This is a genomic window from Novosphingobium meiothermophilum (assembly GCF_003171715.1).
In the GTDB taxonomy this organism is placed as follows: domain Bacteria; phylum Pseudomonadota; class Alphaproteobacteria; order Sphingomonadales; family Sphingomonadaceae; genus Novosphingobium; species Novosphingobium meiothermophilum.
Genome location: NZ_QGHL01000004.1, coordinates 524556 through 543717 on the forward strand (window position 1 = coordinate 524556; position 19162 = coordinate 543717).

At 63.7% G+C, this 19162-nt stretch carries 21 protein-coding genes and 1 tRNA gene; 7 read left to right on the forward strand and 15 right to left on the reverse strand.

All coding sequences use genetic code 11. From position 1 onward, the window contains the following. Nucleotides 1-80: 80 nt before the first annotated feature. The 4 genes from DKM43_RS02870 to DKM43_RS02885 form a co-directional block, all read right to left on the reverse strand. Nucleotides 81-165: transfer RNA gene (locus DKM43_RS02870), tRNA-Leu, on the reverse strand. 82 nt (nt 166-247) lie between these two features. Continuing rightward, a complete protein-coding gene (locus DKM43_RS02875) occupies nt 248-1180 on the reverse strand; it encodes a sterol desaturase family protein (RefSeq protein WP_109796938.1) in 933 nt (310 codons plus the stop codon). Beyond that, the gene (locus DKM43_RS02880) at nt 1177-1635 is read right to left on the reverse strand and encodes a hypothetical protein (RefSeq protein ID WP_109796939.1); all 459 of its coding nucleotides are present in this window, start codon (nt 1633-1635) and stop codon (nt 1177-1179) included. Before DKM43_RS02880 ends, DKM43_RS02875 begins: the two co-directional genes overlap by 4 nt. A gap of 72 nt (nt 1636-1707) precedes the next feature. Next, nucleotides 1708-2142, reverse strand: a complete 435-nt coding sequence (locus DKM43_RS02885) for a TIGR01244 family sulfur transferase (RefSeq protein ID WP_109797067.1) — start codon at nt 2140-2142, stop codon at nt 1708-1710. A gap of 347 nt (nt 2143-2489) precedes the next feature. Between DKM43_RS02885 and DKM43_RS16775 the strand changes: the two genes are divergently transcribed. The 7 genes from DKM43_RS16775 to DKM43_RS02920 all read left to right on the forward strand — a co-directional run bounded on the left by DKM43_RS16775 (nt 2490) and on the right by DKM43_RS02920 (nt 9475). Beyond that, nucleotides 2490-3275, forward strand: a complete 786-nt coding sequence (locus tag DKM43_RS16775; protein ID WP_109796940.1) for a cold-shock protein — start codon at nt 2490-2492, stop codon at nt 3273-3275. Between the two features lie 191 nt (nt 3276-3466). Beyond that, nucleotides 3467-4660, forward strand: coding sequence for an aspartate aminotransferase family protein (locus tag DKM43_RS02895; protein ID WP_109796941.1), 1194 nt, complete (start codon nt 3467-3469; stop codon nt 4658-4660). Continuing rightward, nucleotides 4657-5583, forward strand: coding sequence for an ornithine carbamoyltransferase (gene argF / locus DKM43_RS02900; RefSeq protein ID WP_109796942.1), 927 nt, complete (start codon nt 4657-4659; stop codon nt 5581-5583). The genes DKM43_RS02895 and argF overlap by 4 nt, the downstream gene beginning before the upstream one ends. Nucleotides 5584-5622: 39 nt before the next feature. Next, complete coding sequence (gene hslO, locus DKM43_RS02905) at nt 5623-6525, forward strand: Hsp33 family molecular chaperone HslO (protein ID WP_109796943.1); 903 nt, start codon at nt 5623-5625, stop codon at nt 6523-6525. A gap of 176 nt (nt 6526-6701) precedes the next feature. Beyond that, the gene (locus DKM43_RS02910) at nt 6702-7130 is read left to right on the forward strand and encodes a DUF3617 domain-containing protein (RefSeq protein ID WP_236632342.1); all 429 of its coding nucleotides are present in this window, start codon (nt 6702-6704) and stop codon (nt 7128-7130) included. Nucleotides 7131-7197: 67 nt separating this feature from the next. After that, on the forward strand, nt 7198-7914 hold the full coding sequence (gene queC / locus DKM43_RS02915; RefSeq protein WP_109797069.1) for a 7-cyano-7-deazaguanine synthase QueC: 717 nt from the start codon (nt 7198-7200) through the stop codon (nt 7912-7914). Then, a complete protein-coding gene (locus DKM43_RS02920) occupies nt 7886-9475 on the forward strand; it encodes a spinster family MFS transporter (RefSeq protein WP_109796944.1) in 1590 nt (529 codons plus the stop codon). The genes queC and DKM43_RS02920 overlap by 29 nt, the downstream gene beginning before the upstream one ends. A gap of 18 nt (nt 9476-9493) precedes the next feature. Here DKM43_RS02920 and DKM43_RS02925 read toward each other — a convergent pair whose 3' ends face one another. The 11 genes from DKM43_RS02925 to DKM43_RS02975 all read right to left on the reverse strand — a co-directional run bounded on the left by DKM43_RS02925 (nt 9494) and on the right by DKM43_RS02975 (nt 19148). Further along, complete coding sequence (locus DKM43_RS02925; protein WP_236632343.1) at nt 9494-10030, reverse strand: superoxide dismutase family protein; 537 nt, start codon at nt 10028-10030, stop codon at nt 9494-9496. Nucleotides 10031-10124: 94 nt separating this feature from the next. Further along, nucleotides 10125-11216 (reverse strand): OmpA family protein, encoded by a 1092-nt coding sequence (locus tag DKM43_RS02930; protein ID WP_109796946.1) that lies wholly within the window; start codon nt 11214-11216, stop codon nt 10125-10127. A gap of 192 nt (nt 11217-11408) precedes the next feature. Beyond that, on the reverse strand, nt 11409-11867 hold the full coding sequence (locus DKM43_RS02935; protein ID WP_109796947.1) for a DUF2793 domain-containing protein: 459 nt from the start codon (nt 11865-11867) through the stop codon (nt 11409-11411). A 27-nt stretch (nt 11868-11894) separates the two neighbouring features. Then, nucleotides 11895-14093 carry a GTA baseplate fiber-binding domain-containing protein gene (locus DKM43_RS02940; RefSeq protein ID WP_109796948.1) on the reverse strand — a complete coding sequence of 733 codons (2199 nt, stop codon included), beginning with the start codon at nt 14091-14093 and terminating at the stop codon, nt 11895-11897. An 18-nt stretch (nt 14094-14111) separates the two neighbouring features. After that, nucleotides 14112-14495 carry a hypothetical protein gene (locus DKM43_RS02945; RefSeq protein ID WP_109796949.1) on the reverse strand — a complete coding sequence of 128 codons (384 nt, stop codon included), beginning with the start codon at nt 14493-14495 and terminating at the stop codon, nt 14112-14114. Further along, nucleotides 14492-15310 carry a DUF2163 domain-containing protein gene (locus DKM43_RS02950; protein ID WP_109796950.1) on the reverse strand — a complete coding sequence of 273 codons (819 nt, stop codon included), beginning with the start codon at nt 15308-15310 and terminating at the stop codon, nt 14492-14494. Before DKM43_RS02950 ends, DKM43_RS02945 begins: the two co-directional genes overlap by 4 nt. Next, nucleotides 15307-17646, reverse strand: a complete 2340-nt coding sequence (locus DKM43_RS02955; RefSeq protein ID WP_109796951.1) for a DUF2460 domain-containing protein — start codon at nt 17644-17646, stop codon at nt 15307-15309. The genes DKM43_RS02950 and DKM43_RS02955 overlap by 4 nt, the downstream gene beginning before the upstream one ends. 15 nt (nt 17647-17661) lie before the next feature. Beyond that, nucleotides 17662-18243, reverse strand: coding sequence for a tail tape measure protein (locus DKM43_RS02960; RefSeq protein ID WP_109796952.1), 582 nt, complete (start codon nt 18241-18243; stop codon nt 17662-17664). Continuing rightward, complete coding sequence (locus DKM43_RS02965; protein ID WP_236632344.1) at nt 18233-18430, reverse strand: phage tail assembly chaperone; 198 nt, start codon at nt 18428-18430, stop codon at nt 18233-18235. Before DKM43_RS02965 ends, DKM43_RS02960 begins: the two co-directional genes overlap by 11 nt. After that, nucleotides 18427-18741, reverse strand: coding sequence for a gene transfer agent family protein (locus DKM43_RS02970; RefSeq protein WP_201739754.1), 315 nt, complete (start codon nt 18739-18741; stop codon nt 18427-18429). Before DKM43_RS02970 ends, DKM43_RS02965 begins: the two co-directional genes overlap by 4 nt. Beyond that, nucleotides 18741-19148 (reverse strand): phage major tail protein, TP901-1 family, encoded by a 408-nt coding sequence (locus DKM43_RS02975; RefSeq protein ID WP_109796954.1) that lies wholly within the window; start codon nt 19146-19148, stop codon nt 18741-18743. Before DKM43_RS02975 ends, DKM43_RS02970 begins: the two co-directional genes overlap by 1 nt. Between the last annotated feature and the right edge of the window lie 14 nt (nt 19149-19162).

The window sequence follows — 19162 nt, forward strand, 5'->3', positions numbered from 1 at the left end:
CAACTTTCTCGTATGTCGCGCGCCTGTCGACGCGGGAAAAACCGTTCGGACAAAAAATGTTCGGATGGCGGCGCGCGGACTGGTGCGGGCGAAGGGACTCGAACCCCCACATCTTGCGATACTGGAACCTAAATCCAGCGCGTCTACCAGTTCCGCCACGCCCGCATCCGGCGAAAAGCGAGGCGCGCTCCTATCGCAGTGGCTGGAAAAGGGCAAGCGCCTTGGATTCCGGCCCGGACCGGACGCGTCAGGCCATGCCGGAGCCTTGCTCCTTTACCACGGTCATCACGTTATCACCCCCGCTCTGAAGGGCCTGCCAGCGCGCCCGGATAGCGTCGCTGCCTTCGCGGCTGCCATCATGGCTCCAGCCGGGAGGGCGCAGCAGGTATGACAGCTTGTGCCTGAATGGCGCATGCCAGAGATCGGCCAGCAGACTGCGCCATTCATGAAAGGCCGCATGCAGGAGGTTGAAGCTGCCAAGCTGCCGGACAATGCCATAGCGGATCGGGATGCCATCATCCTCGCGCTGGAAAGTGCCGAACAGGCGGTCCCAGACGATCAGCGCGCCGGCATAGTTGCGATCGAGATAGAGCGGGTTGGTGGCATGATGGACCCGGTGATGCGACGGCGTGTTGAACACCGCCTCGAACCAACGGGGCATCCGTCCGACCGCTTCGGTATGGATCCAGAACTGATAGACCAGATTCGCGCCGCCCACGGTGAGGATCATCGCAGGATGGAACCCAAGGAACGCGGGCCATATCCGGAAGGCAAAAGACAGCGCGATGAAACCCGTCCAAGTCTGCCGCAGGGCGGTGGACAGGTTGTAGTGCTGGCTCGAATGGTGGTTGACGTGGCTCGCCCAGAACCAGCGGACACGGTGGCCTGTGCGGTGCGCAGAGTAGTAGTTGAAATCGTCAAGCACGAAGCACGCAATCCACGCCCACCAGGCAAACGGCACAGTGGCGATGCGGTGATCGTAAAGCCACATGGCCGCCGCCATGACCGTCCCTGCGCCAAGCGCACCGGCAAGCGTGCTGCCCAGCCCCAGCGCGAGGCTGGTCAGGGTATCGCGCGGCTCATACTTTTCAGGCGCACGCCGCGCCGCCCAGATCATCTCGGCAAGGACGAGGATCACGAAGAACGGCACCGCATAGGTGACGACATCGACCGGCTTCATGCCATGCCTGCTCCCAGACGGCGCAGACTGGCGGCCCAGACAGGCGCCTGTTCGCCCAGATCAAGCGTGATCGTGCCAAAGTGCCGGTCATCCGTCGACAGCGTGAGAAACCGTCCATCGAGCCGGACACCCGCGTGGCTGGTGAGCTGCCGCGCAGCAAAATTGCTGCCGTGCCGGCGGATCAGCAGGACGCGCCCCTCCCCGTCGCGGACAAGGGCGCCGATGCCTGCCCGGTCGATCACCAGCGCCTGCGCATCGAAGCCGCAGATCGCCGCATCGGCAAGCGCGCGCGCCTGCTCCTCGCCAAGGATGCGCGGATCACCCCCAAGACGAAGTTTACGGGCAATCCAGAACAGCGCCAGTATCGCCACGAGCGACCCAAGCGCCTGCAAGGCCATGCCAAGGGCCGGGATCTGGTGCAGAGGCACTTCCTGAAGGGTTGCAAGTGGCTTCATGATCGAGGCGAATGATCCTGCTGCAATCCTAAGCGGCGCTGGATGGCATGAAGCGATGCTTCAGTGCGGATGCTACTGGGCCTGAGCGGCCAGCATGTCGACCGTGGCCCGGACCGGCGCGATGTCGTAGCCTGCACCGGCCGCCTTGGCGGCAATCTCGTCAGGGTTCATTCCCGACCGTGCCTGCGCAAGCGCCCACAGCAGCGTGGAACGGGTTCCCGATCGGCAATAGGCAAGAACCGGCGCATCGCCCGCATCGGCCAGCGCTTTCTGCATCGCTTCCACCTGCGGCATAGAAAACCCTGCGTGCGAGACGGGGATCGCCACATAGGCAATGCCTGCATCGCGCGCTGCCGCCTCGATCTCGGATCCGGGTGTCTGATCGTCCGATTCGCCTTCGGGCCGGTTGTTGATGATGAGTCCGATGCCCAGCGCCTTGGCATAAGCCACTTCGGCCAGCGTGATCTGCGGGCTGGCATAGGTCTTGTCGTCAATCTTGCGGAACATGGGCGGGCATCCGTCTGAAGTCTCGATCTTCATCCCGCTTGTGCCCAAAGCCTGCCTGATGGGCAAGAGCAGGCGCCCCCGACGAGGCAGCCGGGTTCCGTCAAGAAACGACGACGAAGAGCCGCGAATTGTTCAAATCGGCACGAAAGCCACAGTTTTCGCGATCAAATGCGCAACCTTTGTCGATTCCGTTAGCGGTCCGGCGATTTTGCTTTATAGTCTAAAGGGCAAAGGAAGGTTTTCGGCTGTCACAGGCCGCAAGCCGATTCCCTCGTCGCGCCGCCGGCTCCCGCGTCCGGCTTGCGGTGCCGTGAAGGTTGGGGCGGATTGAAGGTCTATTGATTTCTATGGGTTTTGACAGAGGGCGGCGCGGTCGCGGCAGAGACAAGCGCGACGGATTTGGCGACGAGGGTGGTTTCGATCCCTACGGCGGTGGCGGCTTTGGCGGTGGCTTTGGCGACCGTGGCGGTTTCGGCGGCGGTGATCGTGGCGGATACGGCAATCGCGGTGGCGGTTTCGGCGGCGGTGATCGCGGCGGCTTTGGCGGTGGCGACCGTGGCGGTTTCGGTGGCGGCGGTGGCGGCTTCGGCGGCCCACGCGGTGGCGGTGGCGGCTTCGGCGGCCCGCGCGGCGGCGGCATGCCTGCCCAGGTCGTCGGCACGGGCAAGGGCGTCGTCAAGTTCTTCAACAGCCAGAAGGGTTTCGGCTTCATCCAGCGTGAAGACGGCGGCGAAGATGTGTTCGTGCACATCAGCGCGGTCGAGCGCGCGGGCCTCGAAGGTCTGGCCGAAGGGCAGCAGCTTGAGTTCAACCTCGTTGACCGCGGCGGCAAGGTTTCCGCAGCCGATCTACAGGTTGTGGGCGACGTGATCCCGGTGGCGGCAAAGCCCGCTGCCCCGCAGCGCCAGCTTACCGGCGAAAAGGCCACCGGCACGGTAAAGTTCTTCAACGCGATGAAAGGCTTTGGCTTCATCACGCGTGATGATGGCCAGCCCGATGCCTTCGTGCACATCAGCGCGGTCGAGCGGTCGGGCCTGCGCGAACTGAACGAAGGCGACAAGCTGGAGTTTGACCTCGAAGTGGATCGACGAGGCAAGCATTCGGCGGTCAACCTGGTGCCGATTCAGGGTTGATCCCGATTGCATCGCTTCCGGTAAGCTGACCGGCGGCCTGCAAGCACATACGCGCACAGATGGCGGTCCCGGAGTCCCTTGAAAGGGACTTGAGGGGCCGCCATTCGTCGTTTGCGATTCCCCTTTTTCCATCCGGACAAGGCATTGTATGGCCGCCATCCGGACGCTTCTTGAGAAACCAGGAGAGCCTTATGTCGATCACCCCGCTGATGCCCGTCTATCCCCGGTGCGGCGTGCGTCCGGTGCGAGGCGAGCATTGCCACCTGATTTCCGAGGATGGCACCCGCTACCTCGATTTCGCCAGCGGCATCGCGGTCAACCTGCTTGGCCACTCGAATGAGCATCTGATCGGCGCGATTCAACGTCAGGCGGCAACGCTGATGCACGTTTCGAACCTTTATGGCAGCCCGCAGGGTGAACATCTCGCGCAGCGTCTTGTGGACCTGACCTTTGCCGATACGGTGTTCTTCACCAATTCGGGCGCGGAAGCCGTGGAGTGCGCGATCAAGACGGCGCGCGCCTATCATTCGTCGGTGGGCAATGACCACAAATACGAACTGATTACCTTCAAGAACGCCTTCCATGGCCGCACCATGGCCACGATCAGCGCATCCAATCAGGAAAAGATGCACAAGGGCTTCCTCCCTCTGCTGGAAGGTTTCAAATACGTCGATTTCGACGATCTGGAAGGCGCAAAGGCCGCCATGGGGCCGAACACCGCCGGTTTTCTGGTCGAACCGATCCAGGGCGAAGGCGGCATCCGCGATGCCTCCGACGCCTTCCTGCGGGGGCTTCGCGCGCTTTGCGACGAACACGATCTCGTGCTGATCTTTGATGAAGTGCAGTGCGGCGTGGCGCGCACCGGAACGCTCTATGCCTACGAACAGTATGGGGTCATTCCCGATGTCATGGCCACAGCCAAGGGCATCGGCGGCGGGTTTCCGATGGGCGCCTGCCTTGCCACCGAAAAGGCAGCGCGCGGCATGGTGGCCGGAACCCACGGCAGCACTTACGGGGGCAACCCTCTGGCCATGGCTGCGGGCGAGGCCGTGCTTGACGTGGTAGCGAACGAAGCGTTCCTTGCCGATGTGCGCGCCAAGGGCGAACGCCTGCGCACCCGGATGGAACAGTTCATCGGCAACTATCCCGACCTGTTCAAGGGAGTGCGCGGGCGCGGGCTGATGCTGGGTCTGATGATGCATGTCGAACCGCGACCCTTCGTGGCCCATATGCGCGACAATCATCATCTGCTCACCGTCTCTGCCGGTGACAACACCGTGCGCGTGATCCCGCCACTGGTGATCGACGACAGCCACATCGACGAGTTCATGGAGCGGCTCTCGGCCGCTGCCGCCAGCTATCAGCCGGAGGTCGCGGCATCGTGACGAGACACTTTCTCAACCTTGTCGATGCGGGCGGCAATGCGGTGGCTGCCATGCTTGCAGACGCGATCGACCGCAAGCAGGCCCGCAAGGCATGGCCCAAGGGCAGGCCCGATTCCGACGCGCCGCTGGCAGGCCACGTTCTGGCCATGGTGTTCGAGAAGAACTCCACCCGCACGCGCGTCTCGTTCGATATCGCGATGCGCCAGCTCGGCGGCTCGGCACTGGTGCTCGATGCCGGAACAACACAGTTGGGGCGCGGCGAAACCATTGCCGACACGGCGCGTGTGCTCAGCCGCATGGCCGATGCAATCATGCTGCGCACCGACGATCATGCCAAGGTCGAGGAACTGGCGCGCCATGCAACCGTGCCTGTCATCAACGGCCTTACCGATCTTTCGCACCCGTGCCAGATCATGGCCGATCTGCTGACCGTGATCGAACACGGCAAGGCCCTGCCCGGCCTTGAGGTGGCATGGCTGGGCGATGGCAACAACGTGCTCAACTCGATCATCGAGGCGGCCGGGCTGATGAAGTTCAATGTCCGCATCGGCGTGCCCGAAGGCTACGAATCGGACGCGCGCTTCATCGAAGAGGCGCGGCGTGGCGGCACAAACGTGAATGTCGTGCGCAACCCGGCCGAAGCCGTGCGGGGTGCAGACGTGATCGTGACCGACACGTGGATCTCAATGGGGCAGGCCCATGCCGAGGCGAAACTTGCCGCCATGGCCCCCTACCAGGTCGACGAAGCGCTGATGGCTGCGGCAAAGCCCGATGCCATCTTCCTGCACTGCTTGCCCGCGCACCGCGGCGAGGAAGTGACCGATGCCGTCATCGACGGACCGCAATCGGTCGTCTGGGACGAGGCCGAGAATCGCATCCACGCCCAGAAATCGGTGCTGCGCTGGGTTTTCGGCCAGCTTTAGAACCATGGCTCTCACGGGAAACCGAAGGGACACGCGCGCGTGACAGAACAGGCTCAGTCTTCCACCGGGTTTGACCAGGTGCTGCAATTCACCCTGCCGGACCGCAACGCGCGCGGGCGCGTGGTCAGGCTGGGGCCGGTTCTCGACACGGTCCTTTCCGCCCATGCCTATCCGGGGCCGATAAGGCAGGTGCTTTCCGAAGCGCTGACCATTACGGCCTTGCTGGGATCGCTGCTGAAGGATCAGGACAGCCAGCTCACCATGCAGGCGCAGACCCAGGACGGCGTCATCGACCTGCTCGTCTGCGACTATCGCAACGGCGAAGTGCGCGGCCATGTGCGCCACGATCGCGCGCGGCTCGACGAACTTGGGCCATCCCCATCGCTGTTTTCGCTTTTCGGCGAAGGCTATCTGGCGATCACCTTCGATCTGGCCGTGACCGAACAGCGTTATCAGGGGGTCGTCCCGCTTGAAGGCGCGTCGCTCGCGCAGGCATGCGAGAATTACTTCTTCCAGTCCGAACAGGTGCCCACGCTCATTCGCGTAGGCGTGAGCAACACGCCGACAGGCTGTGTCGCCGGAGGGCTGCTCTTGCAGCATCTCCCGGAAGGCGAAGAGGGGCGCGAGCGCCTTCACGTGCAGCTTGATCATCCGGAGTGGGAGCATGTTGTCGCGCTGGGCGGATCGGTCAAGCCGGAAGAACTCGTTGATCGGGACATTGATCTCGAAACCGTGGTCTGGCGGCTGTTCCATGAGGAACGCGAGATCCGGATTCACGCGGACCGCCCGCTGAAGCGCGGCTGTCGCTGCACGATCGAGCACTACCGCAATATCCTGAGCCGGTTCGGCGCCGCCGAGATTGCCGAAATGAAGAACGAGGCAGGGCTGATCGTGGTCGATTGCGCCTTCTGCTCCAAGGAATTCGCGATCGACCTCCCCTGACTGCGTCAGATCATCCGGGCCGGTTCATGTGGTGAACGGGACCGAAGCGGCATATGACAGCATTTTTCATGCGGCCATGGCACCTTTCCGCTTTAAAACGTGCAGCAGCGCACCGACATGCGCCGGCAATGATTGGCATCACAGCCCCAACCGCTTCTATGTGCGAGGTTGCGGACATGATGAAGGCAGCACTTGGCAATCCGGCGCTCATCAGGCGTTCGATCACCCTTTGTGGTTTCCTGATCGCGGGATTTGCTGCGGCAAGCGGTCTGGCCCAGGGTCCAGCCATGGCCATGCTCGACAGGATCGAGCCGGGCATGTGGGAGGTGCGCGCCCGCGATGAAGCCGAAACCTTCCGCATCTGTGTCGACAGTGGGCGCGAACTGATCCAGATCCGCCATCAGGGCGAAACCTGCCGGAGGTTCATTGTCGACGATACGCCCGGCCTCGTGACCGTTCACTACACCTGCCCGACCAATGGTTACGGCCATACCAGCCTCAGGCTAGAGAACGCGCGTCTCATCCGGCTCGATACTCAGGGTATAAGAACAGGGCTGCCCTTCAACTTCACTGCCGAGGCGCGCAGGATCGGTCCGTGCCGCTGAAGCGGGCAGCACAAAGTTACACGCGAGACCATTGCATCGAAGGATTGGCGCGGCTAGCCAAATGGCAATGCCCGACCTTCAGTCCGATCCCCGTCATCCTCGATCCGCCCCGCCGCTTGCCGTAGTCCTGCTGTCAGGCGGTCTCGATTCGATGGTCTGCGCCGCGCTTGCCCGCGAACAGGGCTTTGAAATCCTTGCCCTGACCATCGACTACAACCAGCGTCACCGCATTGAACTGGATGCGGCCCGCGTGATTGCGGAAAGGCTGGGCGTGAAGCGGCACGTGATCCTGCCGCTGGACCTGCGCCAGTTCGGCGGATCAGCGCTGACCGACAATATCGCGGTTCCCAAAGAAGGTCTGACCGACGACATCCCGGTGACGTATGTCCCGGCCAGGAACCTGGTCTTTCTCTCGCTGGCGCTGGCTTGGGCAGAAGCGGCCGGGGCGAAGGATCTGTTCATCGGCGTCAACGCGCTGGATTATTCCGGTTATCCTGATTGTCGGCCAGAGTTCATCGAGGGGTTCGGCAATCTCGCGCGGGTTGCCACCAAGCTTGGCAGCGAGGGCGGAACGGTGACTGTTCACGCACCGCTACAGCATCTGAAAAAGTCGCAGATTGCCCAGGAAGCGAAGCGGCTGGGGCTGGATGCTGCGCAAAGCTGGTCTTGTTATGACCCCCTGCCCGGCGGCACGGCTTGCGGGGTTTGCGACAGTTGCCGGCTGCGGCGCGCGGGATTTGAAGAGGCAGGATTGCATGACGGCACCAGATACGGCGAAGACTGAAGGAAATGGCCGGGCAGCGCCGCAGGAAGCCAGCGCCTACAGCTGGTATGTGCTGTTCATTCTGGTGCTGGTTTACATCCTGAACTTTGTTGACCGGCAGATTCTCTCGATCCTCGCGAACGACATCAAGCGTGATCTTTCGTTGACTGACGCGGATCTGGGCTTTCTTTACGGCACGGCCTTTGCCGTGTTCTATTCGCTTTTCGGCATCCCGCTTGGGCGGCTTGCCGACAACTGGCATCGCGTCCGCCTGATGACCACGGGCCTCGCCGTCTGGTCGGTCATGACCGCCGTTTCGGGCCTTTCGAAGACCGGCACGCAACTTACGCTGGCGCGCATCGGCGTGGGGGTGGGCGAAGCAACCGCAAGCCCGGCCGCCTATTCTCTGATTTCCGACTATTTCCCGCAACGCCTTCGGGCCACGGCGCTGGCAATCTATTCCTCCGGCCTCTTTCTCGGCGGCGGCCTTTCGCTGTTCATTGGCGGCTACATCCTGGAAGCATGGAACAGCGCCTATCCTGATGGCGGTCCCATGGGCCTGGTGGGCTGGCAGGCAGCGTTCATGGCTGTCGGCCTTCCCGGCGTTCTGTTGGCACTGTGGGTGATGACCATCCGTGAGCCGATACGCGGGGCGATTGACGGATTGGTATCAAGGCAATCGCCCGAACCCTTCAAGGGGTTTGCCAGCGAACTGCTCAACGTCATTCCACCCCTTACCCTGATTGGCGCCGCGCGGCGCGGCCTTGGTGCCTTGGCAATCAATTTGGCAATCGCAGGCGTGCTTGCCGGGGCGGTATGGCTGCTTTCAGCAGTGCTTGGACGCGGCACGATGCAGCAGTGGATCTTTCTTGCAGTCGGAATCTATGCCGTCTTCAGTTGGGCCTCTGCCCTGAGAGCGACCGACCTGCCCACTTTCAGGCTGATCTGGGGAACCCCGGCCTTCCTGTGCACCACGCTCGGCTATGGCATGGTCGCCTTCATGTCCTATGCCTCGTCCTATTGGGGCGCACCCTATGCGGAACGGGTCTTCGGCATCGCCAAGGCCGACCTTGGCCTGACAATTGGCGGGACGGGCGCCCTTGCCGGATTTCTGGGCGTGATCATTGGCGGGCGTGTCGCCGATGCCCTGTTTGCGCGCGGCCCAGCCGGACGGCTCTATGTCACCCTGTTCGGGCTTCTGGCGCCGATCCTCCCAATGATCGGGGCATACACCACCGATTCCTTCGTCGCCTTCCTCGCCTATGCGTTCATCGCGCATGTCATGTCGAGCAGCGCGCTTGGCGGCGCTGCGGCCACCAGCCAGATGCTTGTGCTGCCGCGAATGCGCGGGACGGCGACGGCCACATTCTTTCTGGCCACGACCCTTGTCGGCCTGGCGCTGGGGCCGTTCATGGCTGGCTATGTTTCAGCCACCAACAACGATGATCTGGCCAAGGGCGTTCTTTCTACGCTTGTTGCCGTGCCCATCGGTCTCGCACTGCTGCTCTTTGCAATCAGGTCCGTCCCGACCGCACAGGCAAGCCTCGAAGACCGCGCCCGTGCAGCCGGAGAGCCGGTCTAGAACCGCCGCATCCGTTCATCAGGAGGCTGCGACGAGCACGCCGCAGGCAATGCGCCCGCCACTGTTGCCGCTGGGATCCGTCTTGTAATCGTCGGGTCCCGCATGGATCACGACCGCGGTTCCGTCAGCGTCGAACAAGGCGGCAACCAGCGCCGATGGCGCTATGGCAAGCTGCGTGTTCATTGTTGCCTTGCCATTGGGCTCAGCAAGCAGATTGGGAAGATCGCCGACATGCGGCCCTGCCGCATTAAGCATGCCATGCTGACGCCCCGCCGGATTGAGATGGCCCCCGGCCGAAGCGAACGACGGCCCGTCGCATCTGCCAAACTCATGGAAATGCAGGCCATGCAGACCTGACGAAAGACCCGCTGCCTCGACAATCAATCTGGCTTGGTCTCCTTCACGCATGATTTTCACCTCGCCGATGGCCGCTCCGCTCGCATCCTTGAGAGCGGCCGTCGCAATCGGCACAGAGGCCGGCATGCGCGGCGCGTGTGCGCACGCCTGAAGCATAGGCAAAGTCAGCAGCCAAATACCTGCGGTCTTCAAAGTCATCCCTGGATCTCCGGTTTGCGGATCATGCCATTCATAACAGAAAAGGGGCCGGATTGCTCCGGCCCCTTGTTCCATTTTCCGGTTCACCCGGAGATTACATGCCCGAACCCGGACCGTAGGTGATTTCCACCCGGCGGTTCTGAAGCTCGCGAACGCCATCCGCAGTCGGAACGCGCGGGTTGGCTTCACCGAAGGCCTTGCTGGTGATCGCGCTGGCAGGGATGCCACGCGAGGTCAGATAAGCCTGAACCGAAGCGTTACGACGCTGCGAAAGGCCAAGGTTGTACTTCGGCGTGCCCGAACGGTCGGCATAGCCAGCAAGCATGATCGGAACATTCGCGCAGTTGCCATAAGCGGTAACGGCGTTGTCGAGGATGCTTGCGGCTTCCGGCGTGATGTCCGACTTATCCCAGTCGAAGAACACGATGTAGGGACCCTTGTTGCAGACCACCGCAGGCGGCGGCGGAGGCGGCGGAGGCGGCGGAGGCGGCGGGGGCGGCGGGGGCGGCGGAGGCGGCGGAGGCGCAGCCTCTTCCACCGGAGCCGCACCACCAAAGTTGTAGGTCAGCGTGCCCATCAGCGAGTGCGTGCGCAGCTTGGTGCGCGCATTCGTTCCGCCGGCATTTACCAGGTCGATGCGGTTCTGATTGAAGAAGCGATACTTCAGACCGACATCCACCGAGTTGCTGATCGGCGCACGGACACCTGCGAGGGCCTGCCATGCAAAGCCCGTATCCGAATCGTTCAGATCGGTAAGGTTGGAAGGCGTGTCAACGCGGATGCTTGCGCGGCTGACGCCCACGCCGCCACCGACGAAGCCCTGGAGTCCATCATCAGGACCGAAATCCAGCAGGCCGTTGACCATGAAGCTGAGTGCATTCGCATTGCCCGCGATCGCGCGGTCATAAGTGCGCACGCCGTCGTTGAACGACTCGGCCTTTGCACGACGATAGCTGACTTCGCTTTCAAGGCGGAAGCCGCCGAAATCGTAACCCACGATTCCGCCGAAATCATAACCCGTGCGGGAGTTGAGAAGACCGTTCTGGCCAACACCCGTCAGGCTGGTGATGTCTTCCACAATCATCGCGCCAGCATCGGCTTCGACATACCAGGAATCGTTCCGTGCAAGTGCCGGCGATGCCAAGGCGCTCGAGGCCAAGGCTACGCCAAGGACCAGTTTCCGCATTATCGTTTCCCCTTTTTGCGACATCATGCCACGTCGTGGCCGTTGTCTACCGGTTCCAAAGTGGTCATGCAAGCAGACAAACACCCATAGTGTTGCACAAAAACAACGAATCATGTCCATTGTGCAGTGCAACTCTGTTCAGTTCATGCCGTCATGTCGCCTTTGAATGCAGAGGCCCCGAATTGGTTCCGGTCAACTTCCCGGAAACACCCCGATTGATTGCAGGGAAGCAATCAATGCCGTGATTGCAGCGCGCGCTTCGCCGTCCACAAAAGACCCGCCGGAGGGCGTTGATGGCACAGAGGCAATTTTCCAGCTCCCGTCGAACAGGCGCATCGCGCCCGCTTCCAGATCATGGACACACATGCCAGCAAACGGAACGATAAAGCGCCAGCCTCCTTCGGTCCAACCAGCAAGATGTCCGTCATGTGTGGCAAAGTCTGCTTCGCCCCCCTGCCCGACAAGCCACATCTGCCCGATCTGCGGGCCTGAAGGCACCGTGCTACGAACGCCCTGCACTACCGCACCGACAGCAAGGTCCAGCATTGAGAGCGCCTCGTTGACGGTCGCCTCCTTCTGGGCCTGTCCGGCAAAGAGGAGCGGCAGTGCAAGGCGCGGAGTTGCGGCGGAATAGAACATCTGATCCGGCATGAGATGAAACCTCCAAGTCTTGTGCAATCAGGCAGGCAGGGGAACCAGCAGCGGTGCGGACAGTGAACTGCGACCAATCTGCCGGACTTCGAACATGCCCGATGGCGCCTCGGCAGTGATCCCGGCAAAGGTCGCGGCATCAAGCCGTAATTGCGGGGCCGAACTCGTCCAGAAAGCGACAGTCTGACCGGACGCACCGAACCGCACCTCCCATGATTCCTGCGGTTCGTTCAACGGCACGTCAACAAGGTCGAGCCATGCCCAGCTGCCACGCGCCCGTCTGGTCCATGTCAGCTCAAGGCCACCATCCGGCTTGATCGTCGCCTTGCCGTGAACGGGTGACAGCGGCCGCAAGGAAAGCCCCGCATTGATGACCCGACTGGTCACGGCGTCGGCATCGCCCAGACCGATCGCCGCCAGCATGGCCGGAGCACTTCCACCAATCAGGGCTGGATCAAGCACCGTGAGGCGATCATCGATAAGAACGAACGGTTCGCCGGCCAGATGGCTCGACGTTGCATCTTCAGTGCCCCCGCGCCCCCGCAGGAAGCCACGCAGCTTCCATGTCCTGCCGCCAACCCTTTCCGCCGTGGCAAACTGGACAAGCTCGTTTCCGATGAGCGCCAGATTGGCACCCTGCATCAGCTGCGCCCATGTGGCATTGTCGAGCATCAGATCGGGTCCGGCCAGTTCCACCAGCAAGCTGTTGCGCCTGTCGAAGATCAGCGGAGATGCGGCTGGCAGGCTTTCTGGAATCCTGCCCATGACCGCGCGGCTGCGCCCGGTCGAACCAAGCGGCAGCAGTGCCTCGTCGGGCTGGCGTGCATATAGCGCTGCACCGCGCCATCCGGCTGTCGATGCCGTGGCCGCTGCCCGAACGATCGTCTGATTGGCATCGCCATGTCCATTCCAGGGAAGTTCCAGCGCAACCGCCTGCGTAGGTGGGACCGGCACGTCCAGCGGCACATTGGCCCGGCCGGGATCGCCGGGCTGCCCCATTGGCAGGTCGACCGGCACCGAAACCAGATCCAGCAGCACGCCATCGGCCAGCCATTCCCACTCTTCCACGCGCCAGATCCCGCCGGCAACCGTCGTGCGCACCAAAGCACCAGCCGCAAACCGCTGGTCGATTTCGGAAATCCGGTAGCGCAAGGTGTCGCGCGCCCGCGTTCTGCGCAGAGCCGCACGATTGGCAACGCCTGCCGCCTCGTCGGCCGTCATCACCACTGGCATTTCAATCACCGCCACGTCGCCGCGCACGTGGCGACCAACGCTGCGCTGCAATCCCGGTTGATAGTCGCGCGCAGTGTCATAATAGCGAACCGCACACTGGGCCGTCGCGGGCATGGCCTCGCGCTTGCGGGTCCATCCCGAAGTCAGAGCATCTTCAGCCCTGTCGCCGCCGGCGCAGGCTTCGGGCAGGACCGGCAGCGGCTGTTCGTGCGGCACTTCGGCCCGTTGCAGAACGATCCGCGCATCCCGGACGATGCAGGACATCGGCACAATTTCGCCCAGAACCCCGATTGCTTCGCTGGCGCCGCCGCGCTCCAGCGAAAAGCCGGTGATAGGAGTGCCCTCAAGGTCAGCGCTTTCAACGATCGGGTCGATGGCACGGCACACATCGGCTGCCGTCACGCCAGAGGCATCGGCGATAATCTCGAATGTCAGGGATGGCAGCCTGTTGCCGAACTCGGCGAGGTCCAAATCTTCGAACACGGCATAGGCCGTGTGCCGATAGGCCGGGTTCAGCGCGGGCCCTTCGGCCTGCACCAGAAGTGGATCGGGCGCCTGATCGCCATGACCCGTGTGGATTCGCAGCTTGCCTGCAACCTTCAGATCGCCTTCGCCCCCTCGCAGCAGATTGCCATCGGCCCAGATGCGCCCGATCCCCGCAATGGGTCGGCTGGCAACGGCCACCGCGAAGGAGGCCGAGTAGCTGTAGCTTGTCACCGAAGGCCGTCCCTTGCCGCCGCCCGAACGCTCCGCGCGCTCGATCAGTTCGGTGGCCCAGATCACACTGCCGGAGGCGCGCACCGTGCCGAAATGGAGCGGCAGCGGCGAACCATAGCTGGAAGTCTGCACCGAAAGCTCCTTGAGCCTTGGTCCTTCCACCTTGCGCCGTCCGATCAGCGCTGCATCGAACTGCTGTCCGATCAGCGCCCCCAAGGCTCCGCCCAGCGGTCCACCAAATACTGTGCCAACGGCTGACAGGATCAGTGTTGCCATGAAAACTCCCTCAATCCGTCACGTCAGACGCCATTGCACAATCACCGGCCACTCCAGCGGCGGCGGCATGAAGGCCACACGGCCAAGCGAGGCATGGGCATGAACAAAGCCGTCCGGCACCGCGACGAGCAGATGTGGCTGTATCGGGTTGGCCATGCACAAGAGCACATCGCCCTCCGCATCGATCCGCTCCAGCCCGCTCTGGTCGGCACAGGTCAGAAACCGCGCAACCGATGAAGCCCGCAAGGCGTAGCCTTCAGGCGTGCAAACAGTGCGTCCCGTTCTGCGCAGGGCTTCCGCCACCACCCCAACGCAATCAAGGCCAGATGCCGGGTCGCGCCCATGCAGCCGGAAGGGCACGCCAACCAGTTCGAGGGCTGCCTCCGCAAGGGCCGCATTCATGCCGATGGAGCCGGGTAGCGGGTGAGCAGATCGTTGCCCGGCAGAAACGGTTCGCCCTGAAAGTTCACCGCATTGCCAAACCTTGCGGAACATGTGGCAAGGGTCTGGTCGCACCCCTCGCGAACCAGCAGCCGGTCCCCCGGCCCGCAATCCTCGCCGAGCGGACGGTCCAGCACCAGCCAGCCGTCACTCACCGCCTGCACGCGCAGGGTAATGCCGGCATCGCTGCCATCGATCATGCGAATCCAGCCAAAGGCAAGATCCTGTGCCGCAGGCCCATCAACCTGCACCCACTGGCGATCCGCACTCACGGCAGACAGCATGACCTCGTGCATGAACCTTGCGGCCGAAAGCGTGCATCCCTTTCCGCAGAACTCTGCCCGGCAGGTCGGCGACGTTCTCGGAACGAGATCGACAGCCAGCTTCTGCTTGATCGATGCCAGTTCCGCAGAAAACCGCCCGCCTTCGCTCGTGACTGCGCCAATGGTTCCGGCGAACAGGCTTTCGCTCTCCAGCGTTTCCCAGTCCACCAGCCCCATCGAAACGCGCGCACCGTCAAACCGCCCCGCCGCTAGGTCCGCCTCGCTGATCGCGTCATGGCTGATCGCCCCTGCCACCTCGGCGCTATCCGGCTCCAGCGTTGCCGAACGGCGCACGGCCGATGGCACCATGCCGGGCGCCGTGCGGTGACGCAGGCCCGCGAACACCAGATCGCGGTCATGGCTGGTCAGTCCCAGCGCCACACCGTCGCACCGTTCGATCCGCCACCATACCGCCACGGTCTCCAGCGGCTGGCTGAACCACGCCCGGCTCATGCGTCCTCCCGCAGCTCGACCAGCGGCACGCTTGGGGCCTCTCCCGCTGCGAACTCCGCTCCGGAAATGTCCAGCCGGTCCTCGGCAAAGCGCACGGGCACGTCGAACAGGAAACCCGCGCAAACCTCTGCGCCACCGGGCGGCGCAATTGCCAGCACCACCATGCCCAGCGGATCAAGCGTGAAGTCACCCGTCTCGACACCGGCGACGCTGACCCGCAGCGATTCGGCGCGCGGCCGCGTGATGCGGCGGCGCTGCGCGTCCGGGGCATCGCCATAATGCTTGACCAGCGCAAAGCGCGATGTCGCGCCATCGCCAATCCCCAGCAGTTGATCGGTTGGCGTCGGCACACCAGTCATGCCGTTCGAACTGAAGTCGGACGGATCACGCAGGCGGAACCCCCGCGCCTGCCCGCGCCGGGCACGAAAGAACGCGATGAGTTCGCCAAGCTCGGCTTCCGATCTCACCCCCGGCCCCACGTCAAAACGCAGGCGCGCGTCCGACCACAGACTGTTGCGCCGTTCGAAGCCCGATGCCGTGATCGTCACATTTGTCGAAAACTCCGGCGTCACCGAAGCATCCCGCCCCAGCGCCAGCGGGAACAGGACTTCGTCGAAAGATTGCATCGTCTCGCCTCCGCTCGTGTCGGGAATCCGGGTAAAGCCGTCGCGCGAAACCTGGGGGAGCGCCCAGATGAAGGTCTCCGCCACCCCCAGCGCCAACGCCTCGCTTGCAGCGGCATCGATATGCGCCCATTCCTCGGCCGCATTCTGCGCCGCCAGCACAAAGCCCGAAAGGTAATGCTGGCGCTCGCGCGGATAGCCCAGCCGCGTCTCCGCAAGGGATCGCGCCTGTCGGCGCAGGGCATCCTTGCCGGTTGTGACCCAGTCATAGTCCTCAAGCTGGAGTATATCGAAGGCAGGCGATGCCCAGCCCGGCGGAAGGTTGGCGCGAAGGGCCTCAGGCGTGACCGGGTCGAGAACGGTGGGCAGAAACGCCAGCAGCAGGGTTTCCGCCCCCTCCGGCCCCGCCGCCGCCCTGACCGCAGCTGCAAGGTCTGCCGTCGATTGCGCAAGGATCGCCCCGGCCTGATCCAGCAGCGCCTTCTGCGCGCCGGAAAGGCTCGCCCCCAGATCGGGAATGTGCACCGGATTGCCGCCGAACGCGGCCTTTGCCGCATCGTCATAGATGCAGATGCGCCGGTCGTGCGTGACCCACCACCAGGGTTCGCCCACCTGATGCCGCACAGGCAGCCCCGCTTCCTGCATCATCTGGACGAGGGCCACACCCACCTTGCGCACCCATGCCATGGCTTGCGCATTGGCGGGCGAAAGCAGCGCCGAAGGAGGCTCCCAGCCGGTCCATGCCGGATCGCCGTTCCATGCCCGTTGCTGCCACTCCTGCGGGCAGTTCTGCGCCAGCAGTTCGTAGGATTGCGATGCGATCACCGTGTATCCCGTCGCCTTCGCCTCGGCGAGGAATGCCTTGTGCCAGCGTTCGGCCGCAGGGTTCATGGCGGGCAGGGCAGGATCGACCACGAAGCCGTCAGCACCGTCGGGCCCCATCGCATAGAAGTGGCTCATCCCGATGTAGTGGTTGATGCTGCCGCGATACCCCAGACCGCGAATCTCGCGCAGCAGCCGCGCCGGAGCAAGATTGTAGGCGTCGTCATATCCCGTGCACATGGCCAGCCCGTGCGGCGGCACCATCACGTCACCGATGGTCAGCATCGGCTGATGTCCGCTGCAAACCATGTCGGAAAGTTCGGCCCAGCCCGCCACCGAAGCAGCGAAGGGCGCGGCATTGCCCGCACCATATCCCGGCGCCACCAGCGAAATGAACATGCGGTCGATGTCTGCGGGATGCACCCTGTCCGCCTCGGCAGGCAGGATGAAGCCCCCGTCCAGCGCTGAAAACCGCAGTGTCACCCGCGCATCGGTGGGCGATCCTTCGGCATAGTTCCACAGCCGCACATACCAGGACCGCGCATTGCCCGCCGCATCGCGCCCCTCGATGGTCAGTGTCGGCCCGTTCACCGCATCCAGCGGCAGCACACCCCCCGATCGCCAGCGGAACGAAAGCGTCAGCCGCGAATAATCGCGGTCGGTATCGTAGGCCAGAAGCGGATGGTCCCACTTGTCTTCGGATTCCCAGATCAGGCCAACTAGATCATCCGCCTTGCGGAACACCGCATCCACCCGCAGCGCATCGGGCGCGGTTGTCACCACCGATGCCATGGCGGGGCGGGGAAAGTTCACCATCCAGAAGCGCGGATCGAAGCGCTGGATCACGTCGGTCTGCTGCACCGTGCGGTGCTTGGCCAGCCAGTATGCCATGGTCTTTCCCCGCCGTCAGAAATCGCTCAGCGCGCGGCGAACGGCCTGCGCCACCTGCCTGCCGGAACGGCGCAGGCTTTCGGGCTGGCTGCTGCCTTGCGGGCTGACAATGCGGATCGAGACATTCACATCTCGTCCCTTCCCGGCGCCCGGCGAAGGTTCGATGCGCCCGGCCGATGTCGGAACGAAAAGTTCCGGCCCCCGTTCCCCCACCAGGTATCCCCGCCCCGGCGCCACCGGACCGCCGGTTGCCCGCCCCGGCAGGCCGAAGATCGATCCGATCAGCCCCGAAAGCAGGCCGCCGATCCCGCCCGGCTGCCCTGCTGCTCCCGCACCGCCCAGCGCGCCGATCCCTGCACTCACTGCCTGCGCGGCAATGTCGCCCACCACGTTCAACGCCACCCGCCGCAGATCCTCGAAGCCCAGCGATCCGCGCCGTATTGCGCTCAGCAGGCCGCGTTCCAGCGTATCCCCGGCCCGCCCGAAACCTTCTACCAGGATCGAATCGAAACTGCCGCGCATCTGCGCAATGTCGGCGGCAAAGCCCGAAGTGTTCGCGCGCACGTCGATCATCAGCGTATCGAGTTCATCCGCCACGGTCTTGCTCCATCAGTCTGTCGATTGTGCTGCGGTCCACCGCCGCGCCTTCCGGTGGGCGCAGAGCCATCATGATCGTGGTCAATTCTTCCGGCGTTGCCGCCCAGAACGTGTCTGGCGTCCAGCCCAGCAGCAGTGCGGTATGGCCCGAAAGCCGCGCCGCCACCGCGCCGAACCGCCCGCTCACCCGCCACCCTTCAGGATTTGCAGGATCAGCGCGCGCAGCGCCGGAGTGCAGGCGGCAAGCCCCTCACGCGCCACGGCCTCCGCAAAATCTGGGCGCTCCAGCCCCTCACGCTCGCGCAGGGTGTGCCAGAACAGGGCCACCATCTCGCCAAGGCGGAGCTGCCCCGCACTGGCCCTCTCGACAAGCGCGAACAGCGGGCCAAGTTCCTCCTCGGCGGCCACCAGCGCGCCGAATGTCGGGCGCAGCACCAGCGGCTGGCCGCCGATCACAAGCACCGCTTCGCCCCGGTGCGGGTTTGCCGCGCCCGTCATCAGACCTGCGCCACCAGACCCGAACTTTCGAGTGTCATGGTGTAGTTGCGCTCGCCATTGAAATCGCCCGAATAGTCAAGCCGCTGGACAAGGAACCTGCCCCGCATCTTCTCGCCCCCCTCGAACGACAGTTCATAGTCGGCAATCGTCCCCGCCAGCGCGTGGCCGCGCACCTGCGCTTCTGCGGTGCTGCCCAGGAAGATCCCCGCCGCGCTGACCGTCACCGAGCGCGTCCCTGCTCCGGAAAGCAGTTCGCGCCAGCCGCCTGAATCCTTGCTGGTAATCACCACCGCCTCGCCATTGATCGACATCTGCGTCGTGCGCAGGCCGGCCACGGTATTGTAGGTCGGCACTGCCGCGCCATCGCTGATCTTCAGCAGAAAGGCGCTTCCCTTCTGGGCTGCCATGTCGGTTCTCCTTT